Annotated in this window: 5 protein-coding genes and 1 pseudogene; all 6 read left to right on the forward strand. The window is 63.6% G+C overall.

Annotated features, from left to right (window positions below; all coding sequences use genetic code 11):
- Positions 1-7,735, forward strand: a pseudogene (locus J6497_RS20955) (filamentous hemagglutinin family protein); the annotation flags it as partial.
- A gap of 132 nt (positions 7,736-7,867) precedes the next feature.
- Positions 7,868-7,996: a hypothetical protein gene (locus tag J6497_RS41265; RefSeq protein WP_283844671.1), complete on the forward strand. Its 129-nt coding sequence runs from the start codon at positions 7,868-7,870 to the stop codon at positions 7,994-7,996.
- Between the two features lie 3 nt (positions 7,997-7,999).
- Positions 8,000-10,822: a filamentous hemagglutinin family protein gene (locus J6497_RS20960; protein ID WP_225706176.1), complete on the forward strand. Its 2,823-nt coding sequence runs from the start codon at positions 8,000-8,002 to the stop codon at positions 10,820-10,822.
- 590 nt (positions 10,823-11,412) lie between these two features.
- Positions 11,413-12,042, forward strand: a complete 630-nt coding sequence (locus tag J6497_RS20965) for an energy transducer TonB (RefSeq protein ID WP_225706177.1) — start codon at positions 11,413-11,415, stop codon at positions 12,040-12,042.
- A 71-nt stretch (positions 12,043-12,113) separates the two neighbouring features.
- Positions 12,114-12,677 carry an RNA polymerase sigma factor gene (locus tag J6497_RS20970; protein WP_225706178.1) on the forward strand — a complete coding sequence of 188 codons (564 nt, stop codon included), beginning with the start codon at positions 12,114-12,116 and terminating at the stop codon, positions 12,675-12,677.
- 17 nt (positions 12,678-12,694) lie between these two features.
- A complete protein-coding gene (locus J6497_RS20975; RefSeq protein WP_225706179.1) occupies positions 12,695-13,687 on the forward strand; it encodes a FecR family protein in 993 nt (330 codons plus the stop codon).
- The last annotated feature ends 13 nt before the right edge of the window (positions 13,688-13,700 follow it).

Raw genomic sequence — 13,700 nt, forward strand, 5'->3', positions numbered from 1 at the left:
CGAGAGCGAGGAGACCGCGCTCAACAGCCAACGCGACGGGCTGATCGCGGCGTCGGCCACCGCCAACCAGCAGCGCAGCCAGCAGGCGACCGGCCCGTTCGACAATCTTTCTTTGCTCGCCGACCGCCTCGATCAGTCGCGCATCGAGATCGTCACCGGCGGCAACGTGATCTTCAAGGGCGGCGCGTCGCAACAAGCCGGATCGCTGACCATGGCGCAGGGCGGGCAGGTGGCGGTCTCCGCCGGTGGCCGCATCTTCACCGAGAGCGGCGCCACCATCGACGTCTCCGGCGTGCGCGACGTGTCGCTGGCGATGTCGGCCAACAACATCATGGTCAACATCCAGGGCAACGAGCTCCGCGACTCGCCGGTCAACCGCGACAGCAATGCGCTGAAGAACGCCGACGTCTGGGTCGATATCCGCGACCTGGTCTATGTGCCTGATGGTACCGGCGGCTATGCGGGCGATCGCTACTACACGCCGGGTGGCCTGCTCGAGGTCGGCGGCTATCTCGCCAACACGGCGCACACGATCGGCGAATGGAGCGCGGTCGCCGGCACCATCACGCTGGCGGCGCCGGAGGTGATCGCGCAGGCCGGATCGGTGTTCGACATTTCGGGCGGCTCGGTCCATTACGAGGCCGGCTATATCCGCACCACGAACTTCCTTGGGGCCGACGGCCGGCTCTACAACATCAACGACGCCCGTGCCGACATGACCTTCTATGGTCTCGGCCAGGGCTTCATCCGCCCGCACGAGCGCTGGAACGTCACCGAGGTCTGGACCAGCCCGTTCGGGCGGGGCCGCGAGAGCGTGCGCTGGGAGGAGGGCTACACGGTCGGCCGCGATGCCGGCAAACTGATCCTGTCGACGCCGACTGCTGTCTTCGAAGGCGATATCCTGGCCGATGTCGTGGAGGGCGAACGGCAGAACAGCGCCCGGCCGGATGGAGTTGTCGATGGCTACAAGATCGGGCACAACGTGGTGGCGCAAGCCGGCACGCTGGCGCTCGGGCAGTATACCGCCCTGGGGCTCACAGATGCCTATACGAGCGACGTGCGGATCGGCGATGTCGCCAATATAACGGCCGCGATGAGCCCGGGAGATGCGTTCGACCGCGCCAGGAATACCGTGTGGCTCAGTGGCCAGCATCTCACCGACCAGGGACTTGGCGGGCTGACGCTCGCCACGCGGGATACAATCACAGTCGAGAGTGATTTGGCTCTTGCCAATGGTGGCCTCATCGATCTCATCGCGCCCATTGTCGAGATCAATGCAAACATGACAGTGCGTGGTGGTCAAATTCTGGCCAGCAACATACTCGCCGCGCAGACGACGCGAGTACTGGAGCACGAAGGCATTGCCTCAATCAGCCTCGGAGCCGGTGCCGTGCTCGATGTAAGCGGGCGCAGGGTGAACGCGCTGCTCGATCCGGCGGACTATTTGCAGGCCGCGTTCGTCAAGGGCGGCTCGGTACGCCTCCAGTCGACTGGCGATGTGACGCTTGAGTCTGGCTCGCTGATTGACGCATCTGGCGGGGCCATCGTCGGCCTGAGCCCGTTCCTTAAGGGCGGCAGAGGCGGCGATGTCGCGCTCGTTGCCGGCTATTCGGTCCCTAACATCGCGTCCACAAGTGGAGCCCTCTCTTTTGGCGGCGACGTTCGTGCTTACGGCTTTGAAGGGGGCGGCACGCTGACGGTGCAGGCCGGCGCGCGCGACGTTTCGATTGCCGGCGAAGCCGCTTCAAGCGACAGCCTGGTCGCATTGTCGGCAGAGCTGTTCTCGACAGGCTTCTCCCATTATGTCGTGTCGACAAATCGCGATATGCGCGTTGATGGCAACATCGAGGCGGTCGTGCCGGGCTATCGTGCAACGTCGGCTGGCCTTGCAGCGGCGACTGACAGTGAGATCTCCAACGTTGCCGAACTCTGGCTGCCATCCAGGTATCTGGAGAATCCAACAGCCGGCATGTTGACCCAGCGTGCGGGCGCGGACATTGCGCTGACCGGCATCGGCAGCTTCGTGCTGGCGGCGGGCAGGACGATCGAGGTCGATCCGGGCCGCACGATTGAAATCCAGTCGCATGGCCAGACCACCATCGACGGGACGATCCGCACGCCGGGCGGCCACATCGTCATCGGCAGCGATCTAAGCGCCATCGTCCAGACGATTCAGACAAGCGTGCCCGGCCAGTCGACCTGGATCGGCGAGCATGCGCGTCTCGACGTCTCCGGCGAGGCGTACACGGCAGTGGATGCGGGAGGGCGTCGCTACGGCATCGTCCAGGACGGCGGATCAATCAGCATTGGATTGGAATCGTTGACGCCGGATGGAAATGGCGTGCTGCCCGCGACCCAATCGATGGTGGTGCTCAGACCCGGCGCGATCCTTGACGCCTCCGGCGCGAGCGCTGTCATCGATCTGCCGTCGCGTTCGAACTTCGCTTACGCCGGAACTCCAATCACGGTCGCCAGCAACGGCGGCTCCATTACCATCGGCTCGATGACTGGCGTGTATCTCGATGGTGAATTGCGTGCCGCGGCGGGCGGTGCGGGCGCCGCGGGCGGACGCCTGACGTTGGCGCTGGAAAAGTCCATCACCGCTGCCCTCAGGCCGCCGCATGTGCTCACAATCACTCAGCAACGCGCGGGAAGTGGACTGCCCTCGGACCTCGTGGCGGGTGAGCCCGATCCGGCGATCCCCTACAGCACCGGCCACATCAGCGCCGAGCAGGTGGCCGCGGGCGGCTTCGACGACCTCGCGCTGTGGAGCCGCGACGTGCTCAGCTTCGATGGCGCGGTGAACCTATCGCTGGGGCGCAGCCTTGCCCTTCATCGCGGCGTACTGTCGGCCGCGACCGCGGACACGCACGTTACGCTGTCGGCGCCGCATGTGCTGCTGGACGGCGCGGTCGATATCTACCAGCCCGAGGGCTCGATCTATCCAGGGTTGGCCCTTTCCCTGTTTACGCCGTCGACGACCAACCATGGGCGCCTGCGCGTCGAAGCCGACCTGATCGATGTCCGCAACAGGGTCTGGTCCGGCGGGAGAGCGTCCTACCAAACCGGCGCGACTGGCCTCCCCACTCCCTTCGAGGCCGCCGGCTTCGGCGCCATCGATCTCGTTAGTCGCGGCGACATCCGCTTCGGCACCGGCTTCCTCGCCAGCGGCGGCAACCATATCACTCTCGAGGCCGCACAAATTTATCCGTTGACCGGTGCAACAGCGGTCGTCGGCGCCGGCTTGGCGGCACCATATCTCAGCGCGAACGGCGTCATCACCGTGCGCGGCAACGGCAGCACGCCGGCGCTGCCGCAATCGCTCTTCGGCACTCTGGGACTGGTGGCCGCAACCATCGATCAGGGCGGCATTCTGCGCGCGCCGCTGGGCAGCATTTTTCTAGGTGACCAGGCTCCAGTCGCAGCCGGTGTGCCGGGTTATTTCCCGTCCGTCCCGAACAACATCGTTCTGCCCCCGGTCACCATCACGCTCCGTGAAGGCAGTGTCACCTCGACAAGCGCGGCTGGCTTGGTCATGCCTTATGGCGGCACGGTGGATGGGCAGGTCTACAATTATGCTGGTGCGAAAGTCGCCTTCGCCGATCTCGCCACCACGATACGGACCAGCGGCGTAACCCTCAAAGCCGAGCGCGTCGTCGCCGAGCCCGGCTCGCTGCTCGATCTGTCCGGCGGTGGCGAGCTGACCGGAGCCGGTTTCATCACCGGCCGCGGCGGCTCGGTGGACGTGCTGCACACGCCGCTCATCAATGCCAATCCGGCCAATACCTACAGCAACGCATCGAACCGCGTCTATGCACTGGTTCCAGGCTATGCTGCTAGTTACGCCCCACTATCGCCTGACCATGGTGCGGGCGATCCGATGGTCGGTCAGCAGATCACGTTGAGCCATTCGGTCGGCGGCTTGCCCGCTGGCACTTACACGCTGCTGCCGTCGACCTATGCGCTTCTTCCCGGCGCCTACCGTGTAGAACTGGGCGGGACCACGACGATTGCAGGCGGCCCCGTCGCTCTCGGAAACGGCTCGTACGCGTCCACCGGCACGCTCGGATTTGCCAACACAAACATCCGCGCAGCGCTGCCAAATCAGCTCGTGCTGACGCCGGCCAACACCGTGCGCACCTATTCGCAGTACAACGAAACAAGCTATAGCGACTTTGCGAGAGCCAACGCCGCGCTCTTCGGCCTGCTGCGTCCGCGCCTGCCAGCCGACGCCCAGGTTCTGACGCTGGATTTCAAGATGGGCGCCGGCGACGTATTGTCGTTCAACGGCGATGCCAACTTCGCGCCGGCCGGGGATGGCTATGCCGGCACCCTGGTCGCGCGATTGTCAACGAACATGACCTTCAATTCCCCCGACGGTACGATCGAAATCAGGCCGTCGGATGCGGCGGCGAGCGAAGGCATGGCGTCGCTCGTCGCCGAGGATCTGTCACGCTTCAACGCCGGGTCGCTGCTGGTCGGGGGCTATTACTCCTATTACGAGGACATCAACTCCAATGGTCTTGAAGGACCGCGCGTCGCTTTCAACGGCTTTGCGCCGAACACCAATGTCTTTGTGCGCAGCGGCGCTACCCTGCGGGCGGGGCAGATCTTTCTAATCGCAGCCAATGAGATCAAGATCGAGAACGGCGCGGTTCTCGATACCACCCACAACCGGGCCAAGGTGTTCGATTCGACGGCCGGCTATCTCTTCGCCAATTGGGCCAACCTCAATCCCAATACCGGCGTTCCGATCGCCGGGGCCAGGGCGATGGTCACCGTCGCCAACGGCGAGCTTAATTTCCTGGCGCCCGCGATTGGTCCGACCGGCACGATCACCATCGAGGACGGCGCCGTGCTGCGCACGCTGGGCACCATCGACTTCACGGCAAGCCAGGGGGTGAACCTCGGCACGGATGTGGCGCTCAATGCCCGCTACCTGTCGCTGAGCCTGCCGGAGATCAATGTCGGCACCGAAGCGTCGCTGGATGCGGCGAGGGCGGCCGGCGCCCTCGGCTCGGGCTGGACGCTGACTCAATCATTGCTGGATCGTCTGCTCGCTCCCGGCGATCCGACATTGCCGGGCGTCGAGCGGTTGTCGCTGGCCGCCACGTCCTCGCTCAATTTCTTCGGCGACGTGACGCTCGACATGCGCGGCGGTGCCGGTGCGAATGGCCGCACCTTGATGCTCAACACGCCGGGTATTTACGGCTGGGGAACGAACGGCGACACAGCCTTGCTGCGCACCGATTTTCTGATCTGGAACGGTTCGCTGGCCCGCAATGGCGTTCTGGCCAGCCCCTACGGCCCGCTGACGCCATCCGCCCAGCGGCCGGGTACCGGCTCCGGCAAGCTGCGTATCGATGCGCGCGAGATCGTCTTCGGCTACGGCTCCGGCGACCAATACCAAAACGAGACTGCGCTCGACCGCCTGGCTCTGGGCTTCTCCACGGTTGACCTCATCGCGTCCGAGCGCATTACCGCCAACAATCGCGGCACACTCTCAGTCTACCGTAGCTACGACCTCGGCACGGAGAGCTATGCGGGCGGCGATCTCAATCTGATGACGCCGCTCATCACCGCGCAGGGCGGTGGCTATATGGCCTACACTGCGGGTGGTGCCATCACGGCGTCGGCGCCTCAAACCGGTCCGGCCGACACCGCGGGTATCCGCGAGTTGGGTGGTGAGTTGCGTTTCAACGGCGGCACGGTCTCGCTCGACACCGCCATCGCCTTACCGAGCGGACGGCTGGTGCTCAAGGCTGACGGCGACATCATGCTCAGCGATCGCGCCCAGATCGATCTCTCCGGCCGCTCGATCGCGTTCTTCGACGTCACCAAGCATAGCTGGGGCGGGGACGTAGACATGCGCAGCGCCGATGGCCGGATCGTGCAGGCTTCAGGCTCGGTGATCGATGTGTCGGCCGGGCACAGCGACGCCGGCTCGATCACGGTCGAGACGGTGGGCATCAATGGCGACGTCATGTTCAGCGGCACTTTGCGCGGCGATGGCGCCGAAGGCTTCGACGATGGCGCGTTCGATGTTCGTACGCGGACGCTGGCCGATTTTGCAGGTTTGAACCGGCTCCTCAATGCCGGCGCATTCTTCCGGTCGCGCAGCATCGCCGTCAAGACGGGTAATCTGGTGGTCGGCGACGAGGTGTGCGCGCACTATGTGAGCCTGTCGGCCGACGGCGGCAGCCTGACCGTCAACGGCAGGATCGACGCCAGCGACGCGAGCCCCGGCACGATCCGCCTGGCTGCCCGCGACAACCTCACGCTCGCGTCCGCGGCCGTGCTCGATGCGCATGGCACTCAACTGCAAAAGGACGGCAACGGCCAAGCGATCGAGTCCGCGAACCGCGGTCATGTGGAGCTGACCTCTACGGACGGCCGCGTCCGGCTCGAGACAGGCACTACAATTGATCTCACGACGCCAGACGGCGTCGCGCGCGGGCACATCGAAATCAACGCGCGTCGACTAGGCGGCGCAGATGGGGCGGGCGCCGGCGCCAACGATATTGCCATCGATGCCGCAGGTCCGCTCAACATCCGCGGTGCGGCCAGCATCGCGGTCAACGGCTTCCGCCGTTACGAGTTGCCCGACGGCGGGTTCATCGATCAGGGTCTGCTCGATGGCATCCACGGCGACAGCACCGCCTTTATCAATGCAGCGTCGGTTAACGGTGCCTTGCAGAGCAGGTTGGCCGGATTGAGTGCATACGGGGAGGCCTTCCACCTGCGGCCGGGCGTCGAGATCCATAGCGAAGGCGATCTTGCAACCAAGGGCGATCTCGACTTCTCCGGCTACCGTTACGGCCCAAAGGCCAATCCCGGCCTGCGCGGCTCCGGCGAGGCGGGCGTGGTGTGGGTGCGCGCCGCTGGCGATTTCAAAGTCAACGGCAGCATCACCGACGGCTTCGGGCGACCGCTGGCGACGCCGGACGACAACGGCTGGATCCTGCCGAACGGTATCGCGCTGGCCAGCGATATCACGCTGCCTGCGGACATCGTGTTGCCAGGTGCTGCTTCGGGAGCGAACACCGCCGTTACGACCTTCCCCAACACGGCGGGGCTGGTGCTCGAATTCGATATCCCGCTGCGCTCCACCGTGCTCAAGCCGAATGCCGTCGTCCCCGTCGACGTCACGCTGAGCGGGCAGCTCAGCCTTCCCGCCGGCTTCGTTCTCAAGGGTGACATCACCCGGCCCGATGGGACGGTGCTGAGGGCCGGCACCACGCTGGACGCCAGCACGGTGATCCCGGCGGGCAGCAGGATCGGGCGGGGCAATGTGATGCCGACGACCCTCAACATTGCTGCTATGACCTGGCCGGCTGGAACCCCGCTGGACGTAATCGACTCAGCGCAGATTCCCCTACGCGAATCGATCACCGTGAAGGCCGGCACCGTCGTGCCGACCGGCGTCACCATTCCGAGGATCAGCGAGACCCTCGCCGCTGATACAATCGTTTCAGCGCCAATGGTGCTGGCAAGCGGCTCCGCGTTTCCGACCACGACGGCGGGTATGAAGCTGCCCTTCCCGATCACCATCGCGGCTGCCGCCCTCAAACCCGGTGTGCAGGTCCCGTTCGCATTCACGACGGGGGGAGTGACCGTCCTCCCTGCCGGCTGGGTTCCTTCGGCCCGCATTCTCAATGCCGATGGCACAGTCGCCTTCGAGGCGGGCCAACCCGTTCCCGCAGGTTCGCGGCTGGTGTTGAACATGCGCGTCTAAGCGGGTCTCACGCTTCCCACGGGGGTAACCGTGCGCACTGCCGCGGGGACGACCATTCCCGGTGACACGGTACTGGGCGATTATTTCACCGGCAACCTTTCGCTTTGGGCGCCCGCTTTTGTCGAGGTTGGAATGACCTTGCCGAGAGGCGCGACCCTGCAGAACCTGGTCGGCCCCAAGCTCCGCTCGACGGGCAGCGACGGCACACAGGGCCAACTCTACGCCATTGCCCCGATGCTGGACCGCGGGATGCAATCCTGATCCATGCGCTACGTGGCAGGTGCGGATCTCGGCGCGGCCGACACCCGCAGCGTGAGCGCTTCCCGGGCGGGCGACCTGGTGTTGAACGACCCTCACTACCACTTCGGTGGTACCGCGCAGGTGCAGCAGGCGATGAGCGTGCTGCGCACCGGCACCGGCTACCTGGATTTGCTGGCGGGCGGCGACTATCAGCAGAAGTCGCTGTTCGGCGTCTATACCGCCGGGACGCAGACCGGCAGCGTCGCGCGTAACGCGGTGGCAGGCGACGACCCGTTCGCGGCGGCGCTGCATTCCGACCGCTTCTATTTCACCGAGGGTGGTGGCGACGTGCTGCTGGCGGCACAAGGCAACCTGCAGGGCTACAGCGCACCTATCAACGGCCCCACGAACTCACCAACTGTGTCGTCCATGTCCGCCAACTGGCTGTTGAAGGATGGAGACAACTGGGGCATCAACTTCGGCGCCTACGATATGTCCGGCAATCAGACCGTGCTGCGCGGGTTCGCCAGCGTCGGTTCGCTCGGCGGCGGCAATGTCGTCGTGAAGTCCGGCGCGGACACACAGGGCCTGACGGCGGCCATCGGCAGCAGCGGACAGGCGCAGGCGGTCGGAGGCGGCGGCGATCTGACGATCGACGTCGCCGGCCGCATATCGAGCGCGACGCTGGTCGAACTGCGCGGCGATCTCGATTTGCGCGCCGCATCGGTCGGCACCGTTGTGGCTTCGCAGTTCGGCAAACGGCAGGCCGGCGACCCGCGCGCACCCGATCTCACAACATCCTATGGGTCGCTCTTCTCCGGATCGAGCAGCTTGACCATTGGCGATGGCCTGCTGACCGCCTACAGCCGCTCCGAGCTGGTGGTGGCGAGCGTTTCGGGAGAGAGTGGGCTGAGCACTGACGCGACGCGCGCTGTCCTGTTCTCGGCCGGTGGCGACGTCGGGATAGGTGCTACTACTTCCGTGGTATCTCCAGTCGTGTCTTCGCTTTCGACCATCGCTGCAGGAGGCGACATTCTATTGAGCGGCGCGGGTGTGATGGCGCCATCGCCTCGCGGACAGCTGGAGCTTCTGGCCTGGGACTCGATCAACGGTCACGGGAACTTGCAGGTCACGGGTCTCCAGTACTGGACGCTGGGCGCCGGTGATCTGACGGGCAACTTGCATATCGACGATCCTGAGCCGATCCGCCTCTATGCCGTCAATGGCGATATTCTCAATGTTCAGCTCGGCAACAGAACGCTGAACACCTCGACCAGGACCTGGACCTACACCGGCATCGCTGGCAAGCAGGCATGGTTGCTGGCCGGCCGCGATATCGTCGGTCTCAATGCCTTCATCCTCAACAACCGCACGACGGATGTGTCGAGGGTGTCGGCCGGCCGCGACATCATCTACGCCAATGTCGAAATTGCCGGACCGGGCACGCTGGAGGTGACGGCGGGCCGCAACGTCTATCAGGCCGACAAGGGCGGCCTGACCAGTCTTGGCCCGCTCGTCGTCGGCGATTTGAGACAGGGCGCGGATATTGCGGTGATGGCCGGCATGGGTGCTGGCGTGCCCGGCATCGGCAGCGTGGCTTGGAGCGACTTTGCCAACCTATATCTCGATCGCGCCAATCTCGCGGATCCGCAAAGACCGCTTGCCGAACAGCCTGGCAAGGTCGCAAAGACCTACGAGAAAGAGCTCGTGCAATGGCTCGCCGACCGCTACGGCTTCAACGGTGGTGACGAGGCGGCGCTCGCCTATTTCGTGGCGCTGTCGCCGGAGCAGCAGCGGATATTCCTGCGCCAAGTCTATTACGCGGAGTTGCGGGCCTCGGGCCGTGAATACAACGACGCGGACAGCCCGCGCTTCAACAGCTATCTGCGCGGACGCAGCGTCATCGCGGCGCTGTTGCCCGAGACCGATGCGGCAGGCAACCGCATCGAGCGCCACGGTGACCTCGTGCTGTTCCAAGGAACCGCCAACAACGGCGGCATCCGCACTGTTAGTGGAGGCTCGATCCAGGCGCTCGTGCCCAATGGTCAGATCACGGTCGGTATCTCTGGCGTGACACCGGCGGGCGATCTCGGTTACGGGCCTCCGACAGTGCCGGCCGGCCTGCTCACCCAAGGCTTCGGCGACATCCAGATGTATTCGAAAGGCTCGATCCTGCTCGGTCTATCACGGATCATGACCACGTTCGGCGGCGACATCCAGGCGTGGTCGGCGGAAGGCGACATCAACGCCGGCCGCGGCGCCAAGACGACGATTGTCTATACACCGCCGCGACGGGTCTATGACGCGTATGGCAATGTCGCGCTGTCACCGAATGTGCCGTCTTCCGGCGCGGGTATCGCGACCCTCAACCCCATCCCGGGTGTCGCCGCGGGCGATATCGATTTGATCGCGCCGCTCGGCACGATCGATGCGGGCGAGGCGGGCATCCGCTCCTCGGGCGACGTCAACCTGGCGGCGCTGCAGATCCTCAACGCCGCCAACATCCAGGCGCAGGGCAATACGACAGGCGTGCCCACAATTCAGGCTCCGAACATCGGCGGCCTCACCGAGGCGTCGAACACTGCCGGCGCCGCTCAGCAGGTAGCGAAACCGGTCCAGGCCGGGGCCGCAGAACAACCCTCGATCATCATCGTCGAATTCCTCGGCTTCGGCGGGGAAAGTGGAGATATGCCAAGTGAAAGCCAAGACAACCGTCGCCGCAGAATCCAAGATCAGCGGACTTACAATGTAAACAGTCCGTATCAAGTGCTCGGAGTGGGGCCCCTGACGGATGATCAGTTGTCAAGTCTCGCCGCCGAAAGGCGAGCGTCCATCGGCAGTCGATGAATGGCAAGAGATGTACATAGCAGCTCGATAGACCAGCTTCCGAGCTACCCCGAACGCATCAGCCCATGAAGCTCCCAATGCTTCAGTACGCCTCGTTCCCGTCGAGACATGCCGCAACCAGCACCCCATTCAGAGCACCGATCTCCATGGGAAGTCGGGGTTCTTCTCGCCTAGCTCGCGGCCAGGTGGCCGTGCAGCGCGATCGCGAATTCGTCCGCGCCGTGCACCACCTGATCGATCAGCATTCGGAGGACCGTGGGCGGACTCGGTCGTTGTGGACGTTCACCGACCCTGTTCGGCCGCTGCGCGTACCGGGTCATGGATGTCGTCAACTTGTAACATTGGATGAATACCGTATTTATGAATATTGTAGTTGAAGACTGTCGGCAGTGGACCAAAGCGGCGCAGTATTTGTGCGGTTCTGAGGCAGATCGTCGGACGCTAATTCGTCTGCGACCTGCCACTCCAGAGTGGGATGCCCAGAGCGTAACGAATCGTAGGGGCGAGAAGACGGAAGCGCTCTTCTAAGTGTTATGTCTCGGCACGTGAGTTGGATGCGGGTCCTTATCTTGGGCGCCGCAGTCGCTGCAATGATCGCAGCAGGCTGGTGGTCGAAAGCTAGTGCACAGTCGGCAACATCAGAGACGAAAATCCAATTCAATATACCGGCTCAGCCGCTCTCGCGCGCTCTTGTCGATTACGCCGCAGCGACAGGACTTGAGATCTTTTACAAAGCGGCGCTGGCTGATAACCGGCACTCGACCGCGGTCGCGGGAGTTCTGATGCCTTCCACCGCGCTGCAAATACTCCTGCGCGGCACGGGTTATACCGCCAGATCCACCGGCGTTGGCGCGTTCACGATCATGCCGGCGCCGCGCGAAGTGCCGGCCGCCGCCGAGGCCCGGAAAAGACTACAACCCTATTTCGCGGTTGTTCAAACCGGTATCAGTGATGCGCTCTGCCGGAATGCCCCTGGTGCAGCTGACAAAGAGATTCTATTGCAGTTGTGGCTTTCGTCATCGGGCCTGGTGACAAGAGCCGAGGTGATCGATGACGACGGAAAAGCTGCGCGGGACCAATCCTACGCTGCGGCTATCCGTGGCTTAGCGTTCGCCATTCCCCCGCCAGGCATGCCGCAACCCGTTAATGTCGTCATTTTCCCGTCGTTCAAAGCATCGCGGACATGTGGGCCGGTCAATGCGGCGCGTGGAGGCCGATAGCATGGCTCGGTGTTGGCCCGGTGTGGGATGGAGTCGGGCTGTACGAAGTGCTTCCATCGAGGTGTCGCGCGATGAGTGACTCTGGTCGCAACATTCTGCGTCATCGCTTTCTCATCGACTATGACGAGATCAAGACCCGACTGTCACGCCGTCTCGGATCAGTCGATCAGGCGAGTGACGCCCTTCAGGAAACGTGGATACGCCTGGAAGAAACATCGCAAATTGGTGCGGTAGAACGTCCCCGACCGTATCTGTTGAGGATTGCATACCATCTATCGCTGAAGCGCAGAGCAGTTGAGCGCGAAGCGGTAACGCTTGACGAGGCCCGCGCGGCTCTCGATCTGGTCGATGAGGCGCCAGATCCGGCGCGAGTAGCCGAGGCAAGATCGGAATTGAGAGCACTCGACGAGGCGCTTGCGGAGCTAACCCCGCGGCGTCGGGAGATATTGCTGGCGTCGCGTGTCGAAGGTGTACCTTTGAGCGAAATCGCCACTCGCTACGGCCTCTCACAGCGGATGATTGAGAAGGAATTGAAGCTTGCCTTGATCCATTGCGGCCGCCGTCTCGGAAGAAATATTGTCCAACGTTTCGGTCCTGGCGTCTCAAAAGGATCATCTAAGAAGACCGACTCGTGATGAAGGGCTAGCCCGTGATGATCGCGGATCACGACAATGTTCCCGTCAACCCAACGCTGTTGGAGCATGAAGCCTATGCGTGGGTGGTGCGGTTCGTCTCGGGTCAGGCGAGCCCGGCAGATATCAAAGCATTGAAAGAATGGTCTGCCCGTAGTCCGGCGCACGCCGAAGCCTTCGACCAGGCGAGCAAGGTCTGGAAAGCGTTGGATCCTGCGCGGCGAAAAGTGTTGTCGGAGAACGTTTTGGCATTCCCGCCGGCCGCGCGTTCGGCCGCGGCCTCGCAGCGCTTCGGACGCCGCGCATTTCTGAGCGGCGCGATCGCGGCATCGGCCGCCGGGGCCGCGTTTCTGGCACTTCGCCCACCGCTTGAGCTCTGGCCATCCTTGTCCGAATTCTCAGCCGACTATCGAACGCACACTGGCGAACAGCGCGGGATCACGTTGGCTGGCAGCGTTTCTGTCGAGATGAATACGCAAACAAGCATTGCACTTCGATCCTCGTCCGGAAACTCGGATCGATTTGAATTGATTGCTGGGGAAGCCTTGGTCTTCGCGCCAAAGTCATCTGTTACGGTATTGGCGGCAGACGGTCGCGTTGTTGCGTCAGGTGCACGCTTCAACGTACGCTATGTTGGCCAGCCAGTTTGCGTCACCTGTCTGGACGGCGTCGTTGAGGTTGCGACGCCGGTGAAAGCGGTAACCCTATCCGCCGGCAGGCAAGTGATCTACTCCGCCAGCGGTATCGGCGAATCCACAACAATCGATCCGAGAGTTGTGACATCCTGGAAAGATGGCGTCGTCATCTTCGACGGCACTCCGATTTCGGAGGTGATCGCGGAAATCAATCGCTATCGTCATGGAAAAGTCATCTTGACGAATGCGGCGCTTGGTCGCGAGCGCTTCAATGCGCGGTTCAAGATTGAGAATATCGACCGCGTCGTAGACCAGATTGCGCAAGTTTTCGGCGTTCGGACCAGGAGCTTGCCGGGCGGAATCACGCTACTGGGCTAGGCCCTGCGTGGGA

The organism is Bradyrhizobium cenepequi (genome assembly GCF_020329485.1).
Lineage (GTDB): Bacteria > Pseudomonadota > Alphaproteobacteria > Rhizobiales > Xanthobacteraceae > Bradyrhizobium > Bradyrhizobium cenepequi.